At 40.0% G+C, this 25276-nt stretch carries 21 protein-coding genes; 19 read left to right on the top strand and 2 right to left on the bottom strand.

From position 1 onward, the window contains the following. Positions 1-101: 101 nt before the first annotated feature. From ACLNCV_RS03720 to rpsD, 17 genes are all read left to right on the top strand, one after another. A complete protein-coding gene (locus ACLNCV_RS03720) occupies positions 102-1139 on the top strand; it encodes an aldose epimerase family protein (RefSeq protein ID WP_424844879.1) in 1038 nt (345 codons plus the stop codon). Positions 1140-1275: 136 nt separating this feature from the next. Further along, positions 1276-2472, top strand: a complete 1197-nt coding sequence (locus tag ACLNCV_RS03715; RefSeq protein WP_049544558.1) for a CAP domain-containing protein — start codon at positions 1276-1278, stop codon at positions 2470-2472. Positions 2473-2893: 421 nt separating this feature from the next. After that, the gene (locus ACLNCV_RS03710; RefSeq protein ID WP_260467866.1) at positions 2894-3808 is read left to right on the top strand and encodes a glycosyltransferase; all 915 of its coding nucleotides are present in this window, start codon (positions 2894-2896) and stop codon (positions 3806-3808) included. A 69-nt stretch (positions 3809-3877) separates the two neighbouring features. Further along, a complete protein-coding gene (locus ACLNCV_RS03705; protein ID WP_125454798.1) occupies positions 3878-4582 on the top strand; it encodes an acylneuraminate cytidylyltransferase family protein in 705 nt (234 codons plus the stop codon). Next, positions 4579-5457, top strand: coding sequence for a glycosyltransferase family 52 (locus ACLNCV_RS03700; protein ID WP_084923569.1), 879 nt, complete (start codon positions 4579-4581; stop codon positions 5455-5457). Before ACLNCV_RS03705 ends, ACLNCV_RS03700 begins: the two co-directional genes overlap by 4 nt. A gap of 199 nt (positions 5458-5656) precedes the next feature. Next, positions 5657-6976 carry a glycosyltransferase gene (locus ACLNCV_RS03695; RefSeq protein ID WP_060627270.1) on the top strand — a complete coding sequence of 440 codons (1320 nt, stop codon included), beginning with the start codon at positions 5657-5659 and terminating at the stop codon, positions 6974-6976. Between the two features lie 161 nt (positions 6977-7137). Then, positions 7138-10092, top strand: a complete 2955-nt coding sequence (locus ACLNCV_RS03690) for an LPXTG cell wall anchor domain-containing protein (RefSeq protein ID WP_424844878.1) — start codon at positions 7138-7140, stop codon at positions 10090-10092. A 261-nt stretch (positions 10093-10353) separates the two neighbouring features. Continuing rightward, positions 10354-11208, top strand: coding sequence for a VOC family protein (locus ACLNCV_RS03685; RefSeq protein WP_000220689.1), 855 nt, complete (start codon positions 10354-10356; stop codon positions 11206-11208). A 106-nt stretch (positions 11209-11314) separates the two neighbouring features. Further along, on the top strand, positions 11315-11872 hold the full coding sequence (locus ACLNCV_RS03680) for a sugar O-acetyltransferase (RefSeq protein WP_424844877.1): 558 nt from the start codon (positions 11315-11317) through the stop codon (positions 11870-11872). Between the two features lie 218 nt (positions 11873-12090). Then, positions 12091-12855, top strand: coding sequence for a nucleoside phosphorylase (locus tag ACLNCV_RS03675; protein WP_261028323.1), 765 nt, complete (start codon positions 12091-12093; stop codon positions 12853-12855). Positions 12856-12888: 33 nt separating this feature from the next. Continuing rightward, positions 12889-14268, top strand: a complete 1380-nt coding sequence (locus ACLNCV_RS03670) for a TrkH family potassium uptake protein (protein WP_125443480.1) — start codon at positions 12889-12891, stop codon at positions 14266-14268. Between the two features lie 13 nt (positions 14269-14281). Further along, a complete protein-coding gene (locus tag ACLNCV_RS03665; RefSeq protein WP_424844876.1) occupies positions 14282-14947 on the top strand; it encodes a potassium channel family protein in 666 nt (221 codons plus the stop codon). Positions 14948-15301: 354 nt separating this feature from the next. Beyond that, positions 15302-16318: a glycosyltransferase family 2 protein gene (locus ACLNCV_RS03660; protein WP_424844875.1), complete on the top strand. Its 1017-nt coding sequence runs from the start codon at positions 15302-15304 to the stop codon at positions 16316-16318. A 115-nt stretch (positions 16319-16433) separates the two neighbouring features. Beyond that, complete coding sequence (locus tag ACLNCV_RS03655) at positions 16434-18251, top strand: SSURE domain-containing protein (RefSeq protein ID WP_424844874.1); 1818 nt, start codon at positions 16434-16436, stop codon at positions 18249-18251. A gap of 123 nt (positions 18252-18374) precedes the next feature. After that, positions 18375-19070, top strand: coding sequence for a response regulator transcription factor (locus tag ACLNCV_RS03650; protein ID WP_000520651.1), 696 nt, complete (start codon positions 18375-18377; stop codon positions 19068-19070). Next, positions 19070-20122, top strand: coding sequence for a sensor histidine kinase (locus tag ACLNCV_RS03645; protein WP_424844873.1), 1053 nt, complete (start codon positions 19070-19072; stop codon positions 20120-20122). Before ACLNCV_RS03650 ends, ACLNCV_RS03645 begins: the two co-directional genes overlap by 1 nt. Positions 20123-20316: 194 nt before the next feature. Next, positions 20317-20928 carry a 30S ribosomal protein S4 gene (rpsD, locus tag ACLNCV_RS03640; protein WP_000092756.1) on the top strand — a complete coding sequence of 204 codons (612 nt, stop codon included), beginning with the start codon at positions 20317-20319 and terminating at the stop codon, positions 20926-20928. A 95-nt stretch (positions 20929-21023) separates the two neighbouring features. Here rpsD and ACLNCV_RS03635 read toward each other — a convergent pair whose 3' ends face one another. Together ACLNCV_RS03635 and ACLNCV_RS03630 are read right to left on the bottom strand one after the other, a co-directional pair. Continuing rightward, positions 21024-22187 (bottom strand): tyrosine-type recombinase/integrase, encoded by a 1164-nt coding sequence (locus ACLNCV_RS03635; RefSeq protein WP_084954149.1) that lies wholly within the window; start codon positions 22185-22187, stop codon positions 21024-21026. Between the two features lie 56 nt (positions 22188-22243). Then, positions 22244-22786 (bottom strand): helix-turn-helix domain-containing protein, encoded by a 543-nt coding sequence (locus ACLNCV_RS03630; RefSeq protein ID WP_084954147.1) that lies wholly within the window; start codon positions 22784-22786, stop codon positions 22244-22246. Between the two features lie 180 nt (positions 22787-22966). Here ACLNCV_RS03630 and ACLNCV_RS03625 point away from each other — a divergent pair, with 180 nt between their 5' ends. Beyond that, a complete protein-coding gene (locus tag ACLNCV_RS03625; RefSeq protein ID WP_084954145.1) occupies positions 22967-23263 on the top strand; it encodes a hypothetical protein in 297 nt (98 codons plus the stop codon). A gap of 150 nt (positions 23264-23413) precedes the next feature. Continuing rightward, a complete protein-coding gene (locus tag ACLNCV_RS03620) occupies positions 23414-24781 on the top strand; it encodes a VapE domain-containing protein (RefSeq protein WP_084954143.1) in 1368 nt (455 codons plus the stop codon). Positions 24782-25276 lie beyond the last annotated feature (495 nt).

Here is a 25276-nt window from a genome sequence, read left to right as displayed (position 1 = left end):
TTTCTGACAAAGGATTCTGAAAATAGAAACTACAACCATAGATGGTGACTACACTTTCTATGGTTTGTTTACTTAAGAGAAATGGATCAAAGGAGAGAAGAATGAAAGCATACACAGAGCGTGTATTTGGAAATCATGAGGGCAAGGATGTCTTGGCTTATCGCTTTGAGACTGATGGTGGTTACCAGCTTGAAGTTATGACTTATGGTGCGACCATCTTGCGCTATGTCACGCCTGACAAGGCTGGGAATTTTGCCAATGTGATCTTGGGCTTTGATGATTTTGATAGCTATGTAGGCAATAGTCCCAAGCATGGAGCAAGTGTAGGTCCTGTAGCGGGCCGCATTGCAGGTGCAACATTTGAGCTCAATGACCAGACCTATAATCTTGAAGTCAACAACGCTAGCAACTGTAACCACAGTGGTTCAACTGGTTGGGATTCCAGCTTGTTTGAACTAGTTGAAGTGAGCGACCATGGCTTAATCCTCTACACAGAGCGTACAGATGGGACAGGAGGATTTCCTGGCAATCTTAAAATCTGGATCAGCTACAACTTGGAAGAAACTGGTGCCTACGAAATCGGATACAAGGTAACAACTGATCAGGATACGCTGGTCAATCCAACAAACCACAGCTATTTCAACTTGTCTGGTGATTTCACGCAGACGATTGACCGTCATGTCTTTCAACTAAACACAGAGGGCATTTACCCAATCGCTCCCGACGGTGTTCCTGCCAAAACTCCAGAAGCCGACCGTGATGTGGTCAAACACATCTACAATGGTGCCTTGTTGAAGGATATCTTTGCAGAAGAAGATGAGCAAATCCAGCTGGTATCAGGTTTGGATCATCCATTCGCTCTTCCTGCAGGTCATGACAATGCTGGTTTCCTTTATGACCAAAATTCAGGTCGCTTCCTGCTTTTCAAGACAGAAGCTCCTTGCTTTGTAGTCTACACAGCAAACTTTGTGGATGAGAGTGTCATCATAGGAGGTCAGCCAATGGTACAGCACAATGGGATTGCCCTTGAAGCGCAAGCTTTACCAGATGCCATTCACAGTGACCTCAAAGACCAAGTCATTCTCAAAGCCGGTCAAACCTTTACAAGCAAGACACGTTATGAGCTTGTTGTGAAATAAAAGGATGGGAATTTCTACTTTTCGGATCAATAGCATTTGTCTTATAACATTAGTAGAAATGGGCAAAGAGTAGGAAAATATGATATAATTTAATATTGAAAATACCTGTCCTATCTATAGGATAAAAGGAGAAAAAATGAAGAAAATTGTATTTGCTAGCGCCTTGGCTTTGACTTTAGCTGGAGCAGTTTTGACAAATGATGTTTTTGCCAATGACAGATTGGTGGCAACACAATCTGCAGATGGTAGAAATGAAAATGTCTTGAGCTCAGAAGTGCTAAATCCCTCTAGTGGCAATGTTTTGGTTGGGATTAAGGGAGAATTTTTAACCCCAAATAAACAAACTATTTTGGATGCGATTAATAAGATTCGTAAGGAAGCAGCTGATGAAGGTTTGGTAGATAAGTATGTTCCTATCAAATGGTCTACTGATCTTGAGAAAACTGCTTTTGTACGAGCTACTGAGGTGTCAGTAACTCTGAAACCTGAGCGTCTTTCTACGAAAGAAATCTGGACTGCTTTTCCATCTAGTAATAGTATAAGAGGAGAAGCTTTAGATGTGAACTATGAAGGTTTTCTAAAAGCAATTGAAAATTGGCATGCTGAGAAGGCAAATTATGTAGCGAAAAAGAAGGGTGGAACATCTAAAGAATTTACAGGTTATTATGAGGCTTTGATCAATTCTAAATTTACCTATGTGGGGCTCGCTGCTTTTAAAAATGCAGCTAGTTCTCAGAAAGTAGCAACGATTTCTCTAGCTTTAGGTGATGATGCTTCTTCAGAGGAATTGGCTGGTGGATATGGTCCTGCTATTCAGTATACAGAAGTGACCTCCTCAAACCTTTCAACAGTTAAAAGTAAAGCAGTCGTTGTAGAAAAAGCGCTGAAAGAATTTAGAACTTCTAGTTCAGACCAATCTGGTTGGGTGCAATCTAATGGAAAATGGTATTTCTATGAGTCTGGTGATCTGAAGACAGGCTGGGTGAAAACGGATGGTAAATGGTACTACTTGGATGACCTAGGTGTCATGCAAACTGGATTTGTAAAAGTAGATGGTAGCTGGTATTACTTGAGTAGCTCAGGTGCTATGTTTACAGGCTGGGGTACAGACGGAAATAGATGGTTCTACTTTGATGGCTCAGGAGCTATGAAGACAGGCTGGTACAAGGAAAATGGTACTTGGTATTATCTTGACGAAGCAGGTATCATGAAGACAGGTTGGTTTAAAGTTGGACCGCACTGGTACTATGCCTACGATTCTGGAGCTTTGGCTGTGAGCACAACAACACCAGACGGTTATAAAGTAAATGGAAATGGTGAATGGGTAAACTAGGCAACTAGTGAACAAATAGTCTGTTTCAATAGCTTTTTATAAGGAAGTTGTAAAATTATATAACCTTAAAATGGGGAAGGCTAGTTTGCCTTCTCTATTTTCTTGAAAGTTGTAAACAAAAAATCTTCAATGCCTACCTACGTAGCACAGATGATTTCAGAGAATCGATTTATAAACAATAAGAAAACTCCCCCAAGCTATCCTGTCTAATCCAGTCTATCTTGCAGATGGTCAGTCTTTGTGATAGAATAGCATAAAGTCCTTTTGAGGGGGAACTTGCTAGGAAATCCCCAAGCATTGTAACGGATGAACCACCCTCGCCTTTTTGTGAGGGTGGTTTTTCCTTTATAAGCAGAAAATAAGAGAGAAAGAGTCTACATCATGTCGAGAATTGTCACCATTCATCCAGCCAAGGAAATCCATGAGAGTACCCAAGTTTATCGATCCCTTCAAAGACCCCTCTCCTGTAACCATCTTTTATCCAGAGTATATCTACCGCATAGGAGGAGAAATCCGTTCTGAAGAGGACTTGTTGGTTAAGTTCCTATTCAGATGTGCAAAACAGACAGATCTCTTTATCCGTGACCAACAAATCGTTCCCAAACCCAGCCTCTGGCGTTACATGGAAAACACGGACAAAAATTACTATGAAGTCGTCCATGAAAATGTCATGCGAGACTTACGCCTCGCCAATCTGCGCAAGGCAAACAAATATCTAGTCGCCAGTGAAGTGTTGACTGATACTTTGGCGAAACAAGGGTATGACACCAAGTTTTTACCACCAATGTTTACAGAAAAATTAGGTCAGCTAAGAAAAATTGGACCTGTTTTGGACTATTGCCTAGTGGATCATATGGGAGAAGGAAAGAACGTTGAACTTGTCATTGAAGCCTTTATCGAACTCTACAAACGTGGCTCTAAGGCCCAGATTACCTTTTATGGCGGCTCAGAGGAACGTCTAGCAGAATTACAGAATCAATATGATATTCCGCCAACCATTCATTTCAAAGGATTGGTAGAGGAGGTTCCTTATCATCTCCACCAGTGCTACCTGTCAGCTAGTTATACAGAGTTATTTGCCAATGCCTGTGTTGAAGCCTTGAGTCAAGGTTTGTTAGCCTTATTATCAGATGTGGAGATAGCCCATCGTTTCTATGCTAGCCAGTCCAATGCCATCCGCCTCTTCCAGAATAAGGGACAATTGATCCAAATGATAGAAGAGATGGAAGAGCTTGATTTTTATCTATCGAATGAAAAAAATCTAGCCTTAGCCTCTCGCTATTCTCTGGAAAAAGTAGCTCAAATATATAGAGAACTATTAGATAGGAACTTCTAGGATGTTGTAAGTTGATCAATCTAGCTTTTCTTACTAGTCCAATACAATAGAAAACTAAAGGAAGACTATATGAAAGCAAAATCTAAACCCATAGCCGTCATTTTGATTCGTTCGGGTTCACGCGGCTTAGTGGATAAAAATATCAAACCTCTTGCAGGTAAACCCTTGGTTTTCTATACCATAGAAGTCGCTCTAGCCTCCAAGCTATTTAGTGACATCTGGGTCTCCTCAGACTCACTCGCCTATCTAGAACTCTGTCGTCAAGCTTATCCAGAGATTTGTTATGTCCATAGACCAAAAGAATTGGCCCTATCAACAACCTCTAGCTTAGAGACCTTACGAGACTTTTTACAGCCCTTTGAGGAAGGTCAGGTCTTTGTGAATCTACAGGTGACCTCACCCTTGAGAGAGGTGGAGCACCTCGTCGAGTCCTATCAACTCTACTGTCAGTCTGGGGCCGACCATCTGATTTCCTGTGTTAAGGCAGACAAGAGTCGTAGTCTTTACTTGCAGTTAGCGGAGTCGTCATTTATCCGTCCGCCTCAGGTTTCCAAGCACTATGCTCGGCAGAAAGAGCCTGTCTATTACTATCCCAACGGTAGTATTTGGATTTCTCGCAAGGACCTTTACCTACGAGATGAGACCTTTTACACAGATAAGACAGTAGCCTATGAAATGCCCAAACTCTATTCTTATGATATCGACGATGCCTTGGACTTTGAAGTCGTTGAGACCTTGCTGCAACATCACCACCTAGGAGAATCAAAGAGATGAAACACCTCATCATTGCCACAACGCCCTTGCAGGCCAAGATTGCCCAGCATATCAAGGGACTCTATCCTAATCAGGACTTTGTCAGACTTTATGTCAGTCCTGTCAAAAATGCCCGTCAGGAGCATTATGCAAAGGATTTTGACCATGTTCACTATCCTCAGGATGCAGAGGACTTGGCTCAGATTTGTCAGGAGCTGGCCGGCGACTATGACACCATCTTTTATGCTAGCTTTGACAATAGCTTGATTCTGGACTTGGTTGCTAGTTCAAACTACCAACACCTCATGAGTTTTGATGATGGCTATGCGGATATTTACCCTTTGGGAATGTATGCTCTCCCTCTTCAACCCAGTCAGGTGGGGCCTTTGGGTTTGACTAGAGATGACTTGATTGAGCGGACGGAAAAGCACTTTACTCTCTATCGCAGCGACTACCATGTCGTAGCTAGAGAAAAGCTTGTTTATCTGGAGCATTTTTTTGACCTGCCCCAAGCACCCGTTTCAAATGGTAAGACGGTTAAGGTCTTGTTGGGTCAAAAGTTCTCTGAAGAGGATGACCAAATCTCCATCCGCTTTATTAGTACCTATGCCAAGGCCTTAGCCATTGACCTCTATCTGCCTCATCCCAAGGAAACCTTCACTATTCCAAACGTGACTTACTTGGAGACGGAGCTGATCTTTGAAGATGTCCTAGCCCAACTCTTTCAAGAATACGAGTTCGTCCAGGTCTATCATTTTACTTCATCAGTCAGCCTCCACTTACAAGACCTGCCCCATGTGACCATCACAGGTATTTCCCTCCCCTACTATGAGGACCGTCAAAAAGAATTGCGACGCTTAGGTTGTCAGTTTGAAAGGGTTTCACTTGGCTGGTAGCATAAATATATATATTAGGAAATGTAAATCCATGCACTAGCTTGGATTTTTTATTGGGGTATTAAGTAGATGTTGGGTATATTGATAGAATCTAGTAAAAGTATGATTCATATGATATAATTCAGATTAGTAAATCTTTCTGACAAACAAGTACAGATAAATGAGTCGCAAAGGTTACCGTATATGATAGGAGATTGTTATGACTAAAATGGTTACAATACATCCAGGGCTCTGGCAAAGAGAGGTTAGAAAATATGGCTTTGAATCATCCCAATTGTCTAGAAAGAAAATTGCAGATTATTTAGGTTGGGGACATCTATATATTTTAACCCATCCTCAAGTTCGACCCGATTGGAAGGCTGGCTATGAACAAATAGGTTTTGAAAGGGATGAATTAGTGAGTGTAAGCCATTATCAATCAGATATTGGTCATGATGAATTAAGTATTCGCCCTTCTGATATCATTGATAGGTATCCTAATGGAAAAATGACTGTTGTTAATGGATTTGTGGCTAGCATTGAATTAGAAGATGAAACCCTATATTTTACTTCCGGATTATATTTAAAGAAAAATAAAAAAGAAGAACTGGAATGGTTAAATCGAGATGGTTCGACAGCAATGCGGGCACGGTACTATAAGCCAAGAGAAGAACCAAGTCCCATTTATATGATGGAGGACAATTATTTATATTATAAAGATGGAGAATGGTTAACCTATGAAGACTTATTGATTCAGGTATTAATCAGTCTTACAGATAAGAAAGACATCTTAATTCGAGATCAACATAACGTGGTGACTCCCAAATTATGGCGCTTTGTAGAAAATACAAACCGTCTCTATTGGGAATATATCCATGATAATGTATTGCTAAATCCAGCTCATAATCTAAGAAGAAAAACTAGATATTTAGTAGCGTCAGAAGTATTAACATCAATCTTGCAAGATTTAGGGTATCACGCACAATTTATGCCACCGATTTTTGCACCTCAAGTTTCCTCAGTAGTATTACAAAGAAGAAAGCCTAGTTCCTATTGTTATGTAGGGAATATGAGTAAGGTAAAAAGGGTAGAATGGATTATAGAAGCCTTTAGGAAGTTAGAACAAGAAGACCTACCTGTAGAGGTATTCTTATATGGTGGAGATATTGACAAATTGAAGAAAGAGTATCCGACTTTGCCATCTACCATTCATGTTGTTGGATATGTAGATGAGGTACCTTATTGGGAACATGATGGCTATATTTCAACTTCCCAAAAGGAATTATTTGCCAATGCCTGCGTTGAAGCCATGAGTTTTGGATTGATTCCCTTGCTTTCTAATGTTGAAATTGCTCATCAATATTATGCATCTAAGAACTCAGATATTTGCTTATATGATACACCAGAGGATTTAGCGCATCTTATCAAGTGTTTATATGAGACTGATAAAGAAATCGAGCTAGAAAATACAAGTAAGTTTGTGAATCGCTATTCAAAAGAACAAGTTTCTAAGAGATATTTATCACTCATGAACGCCTAAAAATGAAATAGATAATGAGATTTTATTGGATATCTTATTATCTATTTTTTTTAATTTCCTTTATGTATAATTGTTTGATAAAGGAAACTAAGAGTGATATACTAGTATAGTTAGTATAAATTTTTATAATGAGTAGAAAGAAATAAAAGAGAAAAGACCTTATGAAAAAAGATACAATTCAAAAATATTCATTACGTAAATACAAAGGAATTGGTGCAGCGTCTGTCTTATTAGGGATGATGGTTGTTGGAGCTAGTCCGGTATTGGCTGAAGAAACTGCAAATACAGCTAATAAAACTACAGTAACACCTGCAAAAGATAGCGTGGAAATGGAAACGTTGAGTAATGGTACTGGTAGCTATACAATGCCAAAAATGCATGTGTTTGATGGTTTGAATTATCATGCAACGGGGACAGAAGATGGATATGAAAGAAATCATCGCGAGAATGAAGGTAGAGCCAAATATAATTTAGACAGAGTTGAAAAGGAAACTATAAAAAAACAAGGAGAAGATAACTTTAAGGATTCAAAAATTTCTTATGTCACAAAAGAAGGCGAAGTGCTGAAAGAAGAATCTGATGTAGAAATTCCTGTTGGTGATAAACACCTTTCTAGTACTACTATGGATTATAAAATTCGTGGACTTTTTGGCAAACGTTATGAAGGAAATGTAGCAAATTTAACTAATGATGTTTTAAGTAAAATCAAAGAAGCTGATAAAGTTTTAGAAAAGAACGGAGAAAAATATCATAAGATTGATACAGAAGTAGATAAACATGAGGGGACTACTAAGGAAACAACTTTCAATGATATTACAGTACATGCAAATCCTGGAAACTTGCATAATGAAGATGGAAGTATTCGCTATAACAATATTAAAGAAGGTAGTCGAGTTTGGTTAGTTTCTGAAACTGATGAAGGAAAATATGGGAAGTATGTTTTAGCCACAAAACCAACTACAGCCAATGATTCTTGGGCTGTTGAAACATTTAAACAAGGTGAAAATGATGCTAAAGATTTTACAAAAGAAAATATAACAACTGATGGTGGAATTAAGGAAGGAGATACTATATTAGTTGTTGAAAAAAATGAGGTAGCATTAAAAGAATCTGTTTCTACAGCAACGGAACAAGAAGCGTATACGGCGGGTGCATTTTTTAATGAGAAAGCATTAGAGGAAGGCTTAAATAATCTTTTAGATGAGAGATTAAGAGATTTAAAAGACGAAGATGTCACTAACCCTAAAAAAGAAAAGACATGGGAAGAAATCTATAAGATTACATTAATAAATAAAAGTGCAGTTGATAAAAAGAATCGCCCAACTCATTCTGTGCATCAAGAGTTTAATGGTTATATAAGAGAAAACGGGCAATTTGTCGAGTATCACGATGTGACAAAATATATTGCCAAGTTAAAGGAAACATTTGGCGAAAAAGAAATTACAGTAGGATGGAAAAATTCTCGAGATAAAGTGGAACCAAAATTTGTTGGAAATATTGAAGACTTTAAAGAGACTGCTAACTACGAGAGTGAAAAAGCAAATGTCACGAAGTTTAAAGAGACTCATAAAGCAATTCAGTATGTCGACCAAGTTCCAACAAATGCCAATTTTGTAAAAAATGTGTTTGAAGTAAATGTGGATTTTAAACTAGGAGATAAGAGTACAGATTATTATTATCCTAGTGAAGATCATGATTCTAATCAACCAAAGAAAACTTATTTAGCTTATAGATTTGGCTATTTTGGTGCGAAATATTATAGTGAAGATACTAGATACCAATATGGATTAGGCCAATTATATAAAGAATATGAAAAAGATGGAGTTCGATATAGAATTGCCGCACCTACTAAATATGAACAACATGCGTCAATATCTGAGCCTATTTATAGTGAAATTCATTATTACGACTTATACCAACCAACTCGTGCCTATCATATTAGTGATAAGTTAACAAATATCAAAAATATCTACGCCAAGGAAGAAACAGAGACAACTGAAAGTAAAGGTAGTGTCATTGTTAAGTATGAATTAGCGGATGGAACTTCTATTAAAGAAAGTACAGATGTTGTTAAAGATGCAGTGATATCTTCTACAGAAACTAAATATTACTTAAATAAGGATAATCAAAAAGTAGTAGTAGGAACACCAACGACAACAAACAAAGAGGTTTCATATGATGCTACAACGGTAAAACTACAAGAAATCACCAAAGATGGTAAAAAATATAAACTAGTAGGACTGAAAACAGGCTCTCCGGCTGAGACAGGAAAAGTTGTTTCAGGAACTACTGAAATTACCTATGTCTATAAACTAGCAACTGGTGGAAATGTATTTGAGAAATACATGTTGGAAGGGACAACTACTGAAATAGCAGCAGGAAAACTACTAACACAAGATGCTTCTATAGGAGATGAATATACGTCTACTGCTCCTAAAGTGGGAACAATACTTCAAAAAGATGGTAAGTCTTATTTTTACAAAGGACATCGTGCTACTTCAGCGCCTGAAATAGGTACAGTTGATGAAAATGAAAAAACAGTTATTTATGACTTTGTAGAATTCTTTAGTGAAAAAGGTGAACCAGAAGTACAGCCGGAATTACCAGAAGGAGTTGTAAGCGAGAAGGGAGAACCAGCGATTCGTCCTGTAGCTCCATTATTGATTACTCGTCATATTATTATTGAATCGAATGAAGAACTTGTTCCAATTCAAATTGGTAAATTGGCTCCTAAATCTGATATCATTTCGAAAAATGGTAAGAAATATCGATATACAATGACCCATGAAAAAGATGGCATTGTTACCCATTTGTATACTGAGTTAATAGGTGATGATGTAACGAAACCACAGAATCAAGAATACCTTCAGTCAAATTCTGTTAAGATTGATGAACCTACAAAACAAGAAGGTTCTCATCAAGATGAAGCGGTTACCCAAGAAGAGGACAAGTCATCTCATGGGGAACATTCAGAATATGGGAAAGAGTTACCTCAAACAGGACAAGCAGAGCTTCCAAACACTGGTACAGCAGACAATGCTAGCCTTGCAGCGCTTGGACTTTTAGGTGTCTTGAGCGGATTTGGACTTGTTGCTCGCAAGAAAAAAGAAGACTAATTCTAATTAGATTTTCTGACAAGAATAAGGAGTAGGATATCATATCCGCTCCTTTTCTGTTGAGGTTGAGATGAGAGTCATCTTAGAGCTGGTTAAAATTTTTCAATGGTTTGATTAAATTCTCTGTAGATTTTCTCGTTCTAATCCCATATAGACAAGATTACAGAATCATAATCTATAAGTTGTCTGGCTTGACTTTCTTGATGGAAATTATATAATAGTTGTAATGAAAAGAATTACAACGAGAGAAGAGAACCATTTATGACCTATGAATACAAGAGCCACATTTATTTGGCAGAGGCAGTTTTGAATGTAAAGGATTTGGCGAGTCAAACAGCCTTTTATCAGCAAGTTATTGGTTTAGAAATCTTATCTCAAACTGAGACAGAGGTCATTCTGGGACTTGGAGGAAAAGCCTTGGTACACTTGATTCAAGCGCAAGAGAGCGATGAAGTAAGGGAACATTATGGTCTTTACCATCTGGCTATTCTTTTGCCGACACGCAAGGCTTTGGCAGATGTCTTAAAACACCTGACAGATTTACAGATTTCTCTTGTCGGCGGTGCAGACCACGGTTACAGTGAGGCCCTTTATTTGGAGGATTTGGAGGGAAATGGCATTGAACTCTATCGAGATAAGCCGGTTTCCACATGGGATATTCGAGAAGATGGACGCATTATCGGAGTGACGGAGGCCCTTGCGGCAAAGGATATCTATGAGTTGGGGGAAAGAGTAGAGCCCTTTATCCTAGCAGAAGGTACGAGAATGGGGCATATCCATCTGTCCGTCAAGGATAGTCGAAAGTCCAGCCAGTTTTATCAAAAGGTGTTAGGACTAGAGGATAAATTCAGTGTGCCTAGCGCTAGTTGGATTGCAGATGGAGACTACCATCATCATTTAGCAGTCAATGAATGGGGAGGAAAAGGTCTGGCTCTGCGTAAGCAAGACTTGCCAGGTTTGGCTTATTATGTTATCGAAGTCGCACATAAAGAAGAACTGTTAACGATTGCCCAGCGAGCACAAGAAGTTGATGCACCAATCAAATGGCTGACATCGAGCCAGTTGGAAATCACAGACCCAGATGGAATCGTGACCCGTATTCGTTTAGCAAGATAGACAGGCTGTGATGAAAATCAGAGCATAAACTGTAGAAAGCACCCCTTATCCTAGTCAGATATGTAGAAAATTTGATATGATAGTAGGGAACAAGGAGAAGAATACAATGACCAGTGAATACCAGAAAATGATAGCGGGAGAGGTTTACCGTCCATCGGACCCAGAATTGCGGGCCTTGGCTCAGGCTTCTCGCCAAAAACAGTCTGCCTTTAACAAGGAAGAAGATCCCTTGAAGGGAGTCGAAATCATCAAGGCTTGGTTCGGCTCGACTGGACAAAATATCTTTGTCAGTCCACGCCTGGTGGTTGATTATGGGGTCAATATTCATCTAGGGGAAAATTTTTATTCTAATTGGAACTTGACCATGCTGGATGTTTGTCCGATTCGCATCGGGGACAATGCGATGATTGGTCCCAACTGTCAGTTCTTGACTCCCCTCCATCCATTGGACCCGCAGGAACGTAATTCAGGTGTGGAATACGGCAAGCCTATTACTATCGGAGACAATTTCTGGGCTGGAGGTGGTGTCATTGTCCTTCCTGGAGTGACATTGGGTAATAATGTTGTTGCTGGAGCAGGGGCTGTAATCACTAAGTCCTTTGGCGACAACGTTGTCCTAGCTGGTAATCCTGCGCGTGTGATTAAGGAGATATCTGTGAAATAGAAGTAAAAAGGAACAGCGGAGGTTGTTTCTTTTTTGTAGGTTTCATCATCTTTTACTCAGACTACATTTACCTACTCTATCTCTTAGAAAGTTTGCTTCATTGATTAATTTAAAAGCATCTCGTAACTGGGATGCTTTTTTCTCCTCAATTTATCAGCCTCCTCCTTGACACTCAGTCAGCTTTTGATACAATAGTACAAAATTAGAGGAGGTGGGTCATGATTCAGAAACATGCGATTCCTATTTTAGAGTTTGATGATAATCCTCGTGCGGTTATCATGCCCAATCACGAGGGGCTAGACTTGCACTTGCCAAAGAAGTGTGTCTATGCTTTTTTAGAAGAGGAGATTGACCGTTATGCGAGGGAAGTAGGGGCGGACTGTGTCGGCGAATTCCTTTCTGCCACCAAGACCTATCCAGTCTACGTCATGAGCTACAAGGGCAAGGAGGTCTGTCTGGCTCAGGCTCCTGTTGGTTCAGCTCCAGCAGCCCAGTTTATGGATTGGTTGATTGGATATGGTGTGGAGCAGATTATTTCCACTGGAACCTGTGGTGTACTGGCTGATATAGAAGAAAATGCCTTTCTAGTCCCTGTTCGGGCTTTACGAGACGAAGGTGCTAGCTATCACTATGTGGCACCTTCTCGCTATATGGAAATTCAGCCAGAGGCTACTGCTGCTATTGAGCGAGTGTTGGAAGCCAAAGGGATTCCCTATGAAGAAGTCATGACCTGGACGACAGACGGTTTTTACCGAGAAACGGCTGAAAAGGTGGCTTATCGCAAGGAAGAAGGCTGTGCTGTTGTGGAGATGGAGTGTTCTGCGCTTGCAGCAGTAGCCCAACTGCGTGGGGTTCTCTGGGGAGAGTTGTTGTTTACAGCTGATTCCTTAGCAGACTTGGACCAGTACGATAGTCGTGACTGGGGTTCAGAAGCTTTTGAGAAGGCCTTGGAACTCTGCCTTGAGATAACTTCTCAGATATAGCTACTCTCCCTCTTTTTATGGTACAATGGATGTATGTTATTCAAATTATTTGTGAAAAAAATTGAAAGGTCCTTGGGCGGACTTTCGCCAGCTCGTCGCATCTTTTTAAGTTTCGCTGGAGTTATTCTTATAGGCTCTCTTCTTTTGAGTTTGCCTTTTGTTCAGGCAAATGGTTCTCAGGCCACTTATTTTGACCATCTTTTTACGACGGTGTCCATGGTCTGTGTGACTGGCCTTTTTACGCAACCAGTGGCTACGACCTATAATGTCTGGGGGCAGTTGATTTGTATGCTCTTGATACAGATTGGTGGTCTGGGGCTCATGACCTTTATCGGGGTCTTTTATATTCAGGGGAAGCAAAAGCTCAGTCTTCGCAGTCGTGAAACCATTCAGGAGAGTTTTAGTTACGGGGAAACTCGGTCGCTGAAGGCCTTTATGCGGTCCATCTTTTTGACGACTTTTCTGGTGGAGGGCTTGGGTGCCTTTCTACTTACTTTCCGTTTTATTCCTGAGTTCGGCTGGGGACGGGGTATTTTCACCTCCATCTTTTTAGCTATTTCAGCCTTTTGTAATGCTGGTTTTGATAATTTTGGAAGTAGCAGTTTAGTGGCTTTTCAGACGGATCCCTTGATCAATCTGGTCATTGCTGGCTTGATTATCACAGGTGGTCTTGGCTTTATGGTCTGGTTTGACTTGGCAACCCAGTTTGATAAGAAGAAAAAACGCCGTCTGCGTTTCCACACCAAACTGGTTCTCTTCTTGACTGCAGGGATCTTGCTGTTTGGGACAGTATCCACCCTCTTTACGGAGTGGCACAATCCAGGAACTATTGGCAATCTCAGCGTTCCAGAGAAAGTGCTGGTTAGCTTTTTCCAAGCCGTCAGCATGAGAACAGCTGGCTTTGCTTCTATTGATTACACTCAAGCTCGGCCTGTGACCTTGTTTATCTATATCCTACAGATGTTTCTCGGAGGAGCGCCTGGAGGGACGGCTGGGGGTCTCAAGATTACGACTTTCTTTGTCTTGTTGGTCTTTGCTCGTAGTGAATTGCTGGGCTTACCTCATGCCAATGTTGCGCAGAGAACCATTGAGGCTCGAACAGTCCAAAAATCCTTTAGTGTCTTCATTATCTTTTTGATGACCTTTTTGTTGGGCTTGATGTTGTTGGGGATTACGGCAGAAGGAACACCGCGATTTATCTACCTCATGTTTGAGACCATTTCAGCCCTTGCGACAGTTGGGGTAACGGCAAATCTGACGCCAGAATTGGGCAAGCTAGCTCTCAGCATTGTCATGGTGCTCATGTTTATTGGCCGTATTGGTCCCTTGACCTTGCTGGTTAGTCTAGCGGATTACCAGCCTGATAAGAAAGATTTGATTCAGTATATGAAAGCAGATATTAGTATTGGATAAGAAAGGAAGAATGATGTCAGATCGTACGATTGGAATTTTAGGCTTGGGGATTTTCGGGAGTAGTGTCCTGATGGCCCTTGCCAAGCAAGATATGAATATCATTGCTATTGACGACCACGCCGAGCGTATCAATCAATTTGAGCCAGTTTTGGCGCGTGGAGTTGTGGGCGATATTACAGACGAGGAACTCCTCAGAACTGCAGGAATTGATACCTGTGATACGGTTGTAGTGGCAACAGGGGAAAATCTGGAGTCGAGTGTGCTTGCAGTGATGCATTGTAAGAGTTTGGGTGTACCAAGGGTTATTGCCAAGGTCAAAAGCCAGACAGCCAAGAAGGTACTGGAAAAAATCGGTGCCGACTCGGTGATTTCGCCTGAGTATGAGATGGGGCAGTCCCTAGCGCAGACCATTCTCTTTCATAACAATGTTGATGTCTTTCAGCTGGATAAAAATGTCTCCATCGTGGAGATGAAAATTCCTAGTGTTTGGGCAGGTCAAAGCCTGAGCCAGCTAGATTTACGTGGCAAATATAACCTCAATGTCCTAGGATTTCGTGAACAAGAAAATTCACCCTTGGATGTTCAATTTGGCCCTAATGATCTCTTGAAGGCAGATACCTATATCTTGGCGGTCATTAACAACCAGTATCTAGATGACTTAGCAGAATTAAATTCGTAAGGAGGGAAATCCCCTCTTTTTTGATGTTCAAAATAGCAAATAGAGATAGCAACCCTTGTATTCTAGTAAAAGTCCTTCAGAAGCTGGACTTTATGGTAGAATAGAAAGAAGTGACAAGAGAGAGTAATACTCTTCGAAAATCTCTTCAAACCACGTCAACGTCGCCTTGCTGTAGGTATGGTTACTGACTTCGTCAGTTCTATCCACAACCTCAAAACAGTATTTTGAGCTGACTTCGTCAGTCTTATCTGCAACCTCAAAGCAGTGCTTTGAGCAACCTGCGGCTAGTTTCCTAGTTTGCTCTTTGATTTTCATTGAGTATAAGAAAAAATCAGTCCCCTAAAGGAGTAGATCATGAAGTTATTGTCTATCGCCATCCCTAGCTATAATGCCGCAGCCTATCTTCATTACTGTGTGGAGTCGCTAGTGATTGGTGGTGAGCAAGTTGAGATTTTGATTATCAATGATGGGTCTCAGGACCAGACTCAGGAAATCGCTGAGCGTTTAGCCAGCAAGTATCCTAACATCGTTAGAGCCATTTATCAGGAAAATAAGGGCCATGGTGGTGCTGTCAATCGTGGTTTGGCAGAGGCTTCTGGGCGCTATTTTAAAGTAGTTGATAGTGATGACTGGGTGGATCCTCGTGCCTATCTGAAAATTTTGGAAACCTTGCAGGAACTAGAGAGTGAAGGGCAAGAGGTGGATGCCTTTGTGACCAATTTTGTCTATGAAAAGGAAGGTCAGTCTCGTAAGAAGAGTATGAGTTATGAGTCCGTCTTGCCTATTCAGCAGATTTTTGGTTGGGACCAGGTCGGAAATTTCTCAAAAGGCCAGTATATCATGATGCACTCGCTGATTTATCGGACAGATTTGTTGAGAGCGAGCCAGTTCCAACTGCCTGAGCATACTTTTTATGTCGATAATCTTTTTGTCTTTACCCCCCTTCAGCAGGTCAAGACCATGTACTATCTGCCTGTTGATTTCTATCGTTATTTGATTGGGCGTGAGGACCAGTCTGTCAATGAGCAAGTGATGATTAAGCGCATTGACCAGCAACTAAAGGTCAATCGACTCTTGGTAGACCAGCTTGATTTGTCCCAAGTGAGTCATCCAAAAATGCGAGAATATCTGTTGAATCATATTGAAATCACGACGGTGATTTCCAGTGCCTTGCTCAACCGAGCAGGCACAGCAGAGCATCTTGCCAAAAAACGGGAGCTGTGGACCTATATTCAGCAGGAAAATCCAGAGGTCTTTCAGGCTATTCGTAAGACCATGCTCAGCCGTTTGACCAAACATTCGGTCTTGCCAGCTCGCAAACTTTCCAATGTCGTCTATCAAATCACCAAGTCTGTTTATGGATTTAATTAATATAAGTATTTTATAAGAGGGATTTAAGAAAAATTTTAACTTTTTCTTAATCCTTTTTAATTTTAGGAGATTATACTAGAGTCATCAAATAAAGAAAAACTCTAAGGAGAATCCTATGAAATTCAATCCAAATCAAAGATATACTCGTTGGTCTATTCGCCGTCTCAGTGTCGGTGTTGCCTCAGTTGTTGTAGCCAGTGGCTTTTTTGTCCTAGTTGGTCAACCAAGTTCTGTACGTGCCGATGTGGTCAATCCGACCCCTGCTCAAGTTGTACCAGATGCTACTTCGGTGAGTGAAAAGAGTGACTTACCAGTAGAACTTCTCAAAGAAGCAGTCGATACCGCTCTTCCATCAGAGCAGGTAGACTCAGCACCTAAAGCAAGCTTGGATACTACAAACTCTCCAGAGAAAGCGGATGTGGCTGCTAAAGACCAAGTAGTAGCACCAAAAGAAGAAGTGCAAGTAAAACCAGAATCTAAGAAAGAAACAGAAGATGCGGTTAAACCTGCGACAAATCCTGCTCCTGCAGTCTCTGGACAAGACCGTGAAGCAAGTGAGGCTCAACCAGCAACCACTCCAGCTGAAGTTCAAAAAGGCGTGACTGACAACACGAAGGACACAGTAGACGTTCCAGCTACTTACCTAGACAAAGCTAACTTCCCTGGACCGTTCACAGCTGGTGTCAACCAAGTCATTCCATACGAATTCTTCGCTGGTGATGGCATGTTGACACGCCTTATCTTGAAGGCCTCAGACAAGGCTCCATGGTCAGACAACGGTTCAGCTAAAAATCCCGCTCTCCCACCAGTAGAAAAATTGGGCAAAGGTCTCTACTTCTACGAAGTGGATTTGGCAGGAACTCAAGGTAAATCTGATAAAGAGCTTCTAGACCTCTTGAAACAAAATGGTACTCAAAGCTATAAAGCAACTATCAAGGTATACGGTGCCAAAGACGGCAAGGCTGATTTGACTAACCTTGTAGCGACAAAGGATTTGGATGTCAACTTGAATGGCTTGACTACTCCAGCTGAAGTGCAAAAAGGCGTGGCCGACAACACCAAAGACACAGTGGACGTCCCAGCCACTTATCTAGATAAAGCTAATTTCCCTGGACCGTTCACGGCCGGTGTCAACCAAGTTATCCCATACGAATTCTTCGCTGGTGATGGTATGTTGACTCGCCTTATCTTGAAAGCATCCGACAAGGCTCCATGGTCAGACAACGGTTCAGCTAAAAATCCTGCTCTTCCACCAGTAGAAAAATTGGGCAAAGGTCTCTACTTCTACGAAGTGGATTTGGCAGGTACCCAAGGAAAATCTGACAAAGAGCTACTTGATTTGTTAAAACAAAACGGCACTCAAAGCTACAAGGCAACTATCAAAGTGTACGGTGCGAAAGATGGTAAGGCTGATTTGAGCAATCTCGTAGCGACTAAAGATTTGACAGTGAACTTGAATGGACATCAGTCTCTGATTCCGATGCAGTCAGGTTTCGTCCCATCTTCTAATGGTTCAGCTATGCCAGCTCCAATGATGAATAGTCATCAAGATGCATCGAATATGAAAGCTCAAATGCCTAGTGCCAATCAAGATGAGGTGAAATCTAAAATGCCAGCTGCTAGTCAGGATAAGATGATGCCTAACAAAGAGCAGGACAAAACCATGAATGCTAGCCAGCCTATGGCAACACCAAGCATGAAACAAGATCAAGCTCCAGCAGCCTCAAGCCAAATGTCTGATGAAGGCAAGATGGCATCTAATAACAAGGTATCAAGTCCAATGATGGCTAATCAAATGAAAGACCAAAAAGACATGCTTCCATATACTGGTGAAGCCCAAACATCAATGGCTACTCTTGGATTCTTTGGATTAGCTTTGGCCGGCCTGCTAGGTGGACTCGGTTTGAAAGCTAAAAAAGAGGAAAATGACTAGTCTAGCTACAGACTTTCTATCTAGGATTTGAAAAATCCAGATATCGTTTAGAATGTTCGTAAAGAGATAAAAATAGTGTTATACTATTGTGGTATAGCACTGTTTTTTTCAAAGGAGAGACAGATGGGAAAGACAATTTTACTCGTTGACGACGAGGTAGAAATCACAGATATTCATCAACGTTATCTGGTTCAGGCAGGATATCAGGTTTTGGTGGCCCATGATGGAGTAGAGGCCTTAGAAATCTTCAAGCGAAAACCAATTGATTTGATTATTACAGATATCATGATGCCTCGGATGGATGGTTATGATTTGATTAGTGAGGTTCAGTATCAATCTCCAGATCAGCCTTTTCTCTTTATCACGGCTAAGACTAGCGAGCAGGACAAGATTTATGGACTGAGCTTAGGGGCAGATGACTTTATTGCCAAGCCATTTAGCCCTCGTGAGCTGGTTTTGCGTGTCCACAATATCTTGCGTCGCCTTCATCGTGGAGGTGAGACAGAGGTTGTCAGTCTCGGGGATTTACGGATGAATCATGGTAGCCATGAGGTCCAAGTTGGAGATGTGGCGCTTGATTTGACCGTCAAATCCTTCGAACTTCTATGGCTTTTAGCCAGCAATCCAGAGCGGGTTTTCTCTAAGACAGACCTCTATGAAAAGGTCTGGCAAGAAGACTATGTGGATGACACCAATACCTTGAATGTTCATATTCATGCTCTTCGACAGGAGTTGGCTAAACATGCTAGTTCAGAAACACCCACCATCAAAACCGTCTGGGGCTTGGGCTACAAAATTGAGAAAGCACGAGGTAGTTAATGAAATTAAAAAGTTATATTTTAGTGGGGTATGTCATTTCAACACTCCTAACGATTATCGTGGTTTTTTGGGCTATCCAGCGAATGCTAATTGAAGAAAGAGAGATTTATTTCCTAGTGGGTATGACTCTCGTGGCTAGTTTTATCGGTGCTGGGATTAGTCTCTTTCTCCTATCGCCGGTCTTTACTTCATTGGGCAAACTCAAGGAACATGCCAAGCGGGTAGCGGACAAGGACTTTCCATCAAATCTGGAGGTTCAAGGCCCTGTAGAATTTCAGCAATTAGGCCAAGCTTTCAATGAAATGTCCCATGATTTGCAGGCGACCTTTGATTCCTTGGAAGAAAGCGAACGTGAAAAGGGCTTGATGATTGCCCAGCTATCGCATGATATCAAGACTCCCATCACTTCAATCCAAGCGACGGTAGAAGGGATTTTGGATGGGGTTATCAAGGAAGGAGAACAGGATCATTATCTAGCAACCATTGGACGCCAGACTGAAAGACTCAATAAACTGGTTGAAGAGTTGAATTTTTTGACTCTAAATACAGCTAGAAATCAGGTGGAAACGACCAACAAGGACAGTATTTTTCTGGACCAGCTCTTGATTGAGTGCATGAGTGAATTTCAGTTCTTGATTGAGCAGGAGGAACGAGATGTCCATTTGCAGGTAATCCCAGAGTCTGCCCGGATTGAGGGAGATTATGCCAAACTTTCTCGCATCTTAGTGAATCTGGTCAATAACGCTTTTAAATACTCAGCACCAGGAACCAAGTTGGAAGTGGTGGCTAAGCTGGAGAAGAACCAGCTTTCAATCAGTGTGACCGATGAGGGACAGGGGATTGCCTCAGAGGATTTGGAGAATATTTTCAAACGCCTTTATCGTGTAGAAACTTCGCGTAACATGAAAACAGGTGGTCATGGCTTAGGCCTTGCGATTGCGCGTGAATTGGCCCATCAATTGGGTGGAGAAATTACAGTCAGCAGCCAGTACGGTCTAGGAAGCACCTTTACCCTTGTTCTCAATCTCTCTGGCAATGAAAATAAAGCTTAAAACCCCTTTACAAATCTAGCAATTCATGGTAGAATGGATTTTGTGTGAAATATCAGCAGGAAAGCATGAAGCTCGTCAACAGGTGTCTTATGATAAGTAACCTTGGCTGTTTAGGCGAAGGGCATCTGCACGAATCAGGGCTTTCTAAGTGACTATTTCCACCGAAATATTATTTATATCAGGAGGACATTCACATGTCACGTTATACAGGACCATCTTGGAAACAAGCTCGTCGCCTTGGCCTTTCACTTACAGGTACAGGTAAAGAATTGGCACGTCGTAACTACGTACCAGGACAACACGGACCAAACAACCGTTCTAAATTGTCAGAATACGGTTTGCAATTGGCTGAAAAACAAAAACTTCGTTTCACTTACGGTGTAGGTGAAAAACAATTCCGTAACTTGTTCGTACAAGCTACAAAAATCAAAGGCGGAATCCTAGGTTTCAACTTCATGCTTCTTTTGGAGCGTCGTTTGGATAACGTTGTTTACCGTCTTGGTCTTGCGACTACTCGTCGTCAAGCTCGTCAATTCGTAAACCACGGTCACATCCTTGTTGACGGAAAACGCGTTGATATCCCATCATACCGCGTAACTCCAGGTCAAGTGATCTCAGTTCGTGAGAAATCATTGAAAGTTCCAGCAATCCTTGAAGCAGTAGAAGCTACTCTTGGACGTCCAGCATTCGTATCATTCGACGCTGAAAAATTGGAAGGTTCATTGACTCGCTTGCCAGAACGCGACGAAATCAACCCAGAAATCAACGAAGCACTTGTCGTTGAATTCTACAACAAAATGCTTTAATTTTAAGAAATATCTTACAGAAAGCCTACAACAGTGGGCTTTTTGCTTTGTCTTAAAACGTTGATTTCTGGGTTTGTCCCCCTTTTTGTCCCCCTTCACAATGAACTTACAGCTTTCTCATAAAATGAGACGGCTGTTTTTGCTTTTTCTTTGGAGAGATGACTGTAAGTGTCCATAGTCATAGCTAGTGTAGAATGACCTAGACGGTGTTGTAATTCTTTATATGGTATTCCAGAGTTTAGCAAGAGACTAGCGTGTGTGTGTCTAAAACCGTGGAATCCAATATTAGGTACACCAGCATGTTTGAAACGTGTGTTTAAACGAGTGGCTAGTGTTTTATTGTTTGGGTATTTATGAATAAAATCTGAGAAGACAACAGTTTCAGTTCGACCAAGTTTCCAAGCTTCTTGCCTTTGTCTTTTTTGATACACTTTTAAGACCTCTATAGTTTGTGGGTCAATATCAATTGTGCGATAACTTGCCTCAGACTTTGGGCTGTTAATCTCACCTAAATGATTTAGTGTCTTTGTAATATTCACAGTTGCATTATGTAGGTCAATATCTGACCAGTGTAGAGCTAAGGCTTCGTTAATACGGCAACCAGTAGCAAGAAGAAACTTGTACAAAGTAATTTCATAGATATTTCTATATATTGCTAAGTTAGCCTCTTCTAAATAGCTGAGAAATTGCTTTAACTCTAAGTTATTAAAGTGTTTTACTTTGTTTCTACCCTTTTTTATTTTACGAGGAAGAATAACTTCACGAGCTGGATTCATATCAATAATCTGCATTGTCACAGCATATTGTAGTATACGTTTATTTAGCGCGTGAATTTTATCATAGTGTAGAAATGCGCCTTCTTCTCGTTTATTAGCACGTAGAGCTAGTTGATTAACAATGCGTTGGATAGTTGGAGTAGTTAACTTATCTAACCTATAAGAACCAAATAAAGGAATTACATGGTTAGATAGTAGTCGCTTTACTGAATCTTGCGTATTTGGTTTTACTGTGTGTTGATAGCTTTCCCACCATAGTTGAGCTACTTCTTCATAGCTTGTTAGTGGGATTATTTCTTTTTTAGTGAAGCCATTATTTTGGAATTCAGTCTTAGCTAATTGAGCTCTTTTCTTCAATTCAGTTTTAGTTCTAGCTGTCAGATTAGCCTTTATTTTTTTTCCTGTGAGTTTATCTACTCCTAAGTATACTTTTGCACGATATACAGTGTCACCGTTTTGTTTCTTGATTTCTGCTATTTTCATTTCTTAACCTTTCTAACATCAGTAGGCAAGCTGTAAAAGGTTATGAAAAAAAGTTATTATGATTTGTGTCTAGAACGAATACCTTCAATTAGTATTTGTAGAGCAGTTAAGTCTTCAGTTGTGAGTGATTGACCATCAATAGTTATTTTTACATTCTTTCTAAAGATATAATCAAGGTTGATTTTAATATTTTCTCCATTGATAATATCGTGGCTAATATCTTTGTATGTTGAGGATACCCATGGTAAAGATGATGTTTTATCATTGAATTCTATTAAATCTTTTAACATCTGTTTTTCTTTATCATTATGGATTGAATCAAGATTAATATTTTTAATTATTTCACTAATATAAGAGCTGGCTAATATTTGACATTCTATATAGTACTCCACGGAATTTAATCCATCTTGTTCACATTTTTCTTTTATAGAACATAGAGCAATAGATTCAGTGATTTTAAAGAGCTTATTTACGCTGGGAATCTTTTTCTCATTTTCAATTTGTGAGATATAAGACTGTGATACTTTTAGTTCTTCAGCAAGGCTCTTAGTAGTTACGTTACCTTCTGTACGGTATTTTTTTAGATATGCTCCTATCATATTTAACCTCCGTTTAATAACTTTAGTAATATTTTAGCACAAAACTCTTGACATGTAAATAAAAAACTGATAAAATGCAAAACATAACCTAAGTTAATTAACCTAGTTAACTTGGTTAACAGGCAAGCTGTACTAGTTATGAGAGGATAGTTGTGAACAAATAGGAAAGAAGGAGGATATATGTATAGTATACCACAAGGGATATTATCTCAAGAAGCAGAACTAGCATTGTTGGAGAGGATTGAGCATTTAATAAATGATTATCTATCACATGCAATGCTTTCACCTCATAGTGACTCGGTTGGCCTGATACAACAGAAAGAGTTAATCAAAGAACTAGGTATTAGTTTAGTAACTCTGCATGAATGGGAACGTTTGGGGTTAACCCGATACTGTCCACCCATAGAAGGAACTCGCAAAGTTTTCTATAAGAAATCAGATGTTATGAAGTTCCTTTCAATTACTAGAAGGGAGTAACTATATTGTATGAAAAAATAATACATATAGCTAAAAATTCCTATGATTACTTGAAACACATAGGTACTTGTAACCATGTTGAATCTTTGATTCAATTGCTATCAATTACACTATATAGTGTAATTATGTTACTAACAGAAGGAGCTGTTTATGACAATCATTTTTAAAAAACAGAAGACAGAGGATAAAGTTCTTGACATGCCTAAATTTAATCTTAATAATTCAGGGAAACCTGTCAGTTCACCTCAAAACGTAGTGCTTATCTTAGAAGCATTTGAATCTAAGATGACATTATTAGGTTACAATGAGTTCACAGGAGCAGTTGAAAAACTAGATAAGACTCCGTGGGGAACTCCGAAAGGAGAATGGGATAGTGATGACACTTCTTTGTTTTCGGTATATATAGATAAATTGTTTCACTTTACTCCTAAAAAGGATTATATTGAAGATGCTGTATTAGAAGTGGCACGTAGATGGATATTTAATCCTGTAAAGGAACGGATAGAAAGTCTTGACTGGGATGGAGTATCTCGTGTGCAATACTTCTTTCATAAACTGTTAGGGTGTGAGGATAGTATATATACACGTGAGGTATCTCAGATGTTTTTAACAGGTCTAATTGGACGCGTATATAAACCAGGTATAAAATTTGATAATGTACCTGTGTTGATTGGTCCACAAGGGATAGGAAAAAGCACAGTAGCTCGTCGTTTATTGCCTGATGCTTTTACTGATACTCCTATTTCATTTGGAAAAACACAAGAAGACTATAGGATGCTTAAATATGTATGTGTTGTTGAAATTCCAGAGTTACAGGGGCTAAAGCAGAGTGATATAAATAGAATTAAGGCATTTCTTGGTGCTTCACACGATACGTATAGGGAACTGTATAAAACACACAAAAGACAACTAAGACATAATGTATTTATTGCAACTGGAAATTCTAAAGCATTTCTCGGGGATTTTGGAGTTGAAAGAAGATTCTATCCTTTGAATTGTGGAGAAAATGTTGTTGAAGAGCATCCAATGGATGTTTCAGATGATTACTTCTTGCAAATTCTTGCTGAAGCTAGACTACTATTCTACCAATATGGAATTATGTTTCCAAGTAGAACGACTTCAGAAAAATTGGAAGAGATACAATTTGATTTCAAAGAAGAGGATGTGGAAAGGGAGTTAATAAATGAGTTCTTGGATGAGTTTCCTGCACCTGATTGTTGGAATCGCTATACCTTATCTGAAAGAAAGAAATACTATAATATGTGGAAAGGGTATGAGAAAGAAACAAGAGAGTATTGGGATGCAACTGGGGAAAACTTAGTTACTGTTACTTACACAAGTGAACTAGCTTACATACTGTTTGATGAAAAAACAGGTGGCGGACGAAATAGCAAACATGCTTCAAAAATTCGTGATGTACTGGACCATCGTGAGGATTTTATAGCTGTGCAGAATAAGCGACCTTGTAGTACATGTAGTCCAACACGTGTCTATAAACGTATAGAAGCTACAGAGTAACTACAGGCAAAAGTGCTAATAACACTAGTTATTTACTCCTTTTGTAGTATTGTAGTATTATTCTTGTAAAAATAGTTAGAATTATATAATAAGGGTAAGTAGAGAAATGTCTTGCTACATTACTACAAAGTGTGAACGACTAGCTCGCCATGAGCGAAAGCAAAGGAGTGAAACACTTTGTTAAGTACCAAATACGCCTAATTTATTCCATGGTCTAATTGACAGCAAGAAACAAGGCACTCTCGTACAAATGAACTGTCCATCCGAAAAACTAAAGCCTTTCGTCTGAGACGTTCTTAGAGTACTTTGTGCCTACTTACTGTCAATTTGCTTTCACGGCATAAAGGCGTATGCTTATGAGATAAATTAGAGAATAAAAATAGCTATTTAAAGATGTTTTACATTATAGGATTTCATGTTTTTGTAGTGTTGACTTGATTCAACTATCAGTTTTTACTGTACAATAGTATCAATTTCTCTCTCTGTGTTTGTGGT

The organism is Streptococcus sp. CL5.50 (assembly GCF_049738015.1).
In the GTDB taxonomy this organism is placed as follows: domain Bacteria; phylum Bacillota; class Bacilli; order Lactobacillales; family Streptococcaceae; genus Streptococcus; species Streptococcus mitis_CA.
The sequence above is the reverse complement of the archived record's forward strand: the minus strand, read 5'-3'. Positions and strand labels throughout refer to the sequence as shown.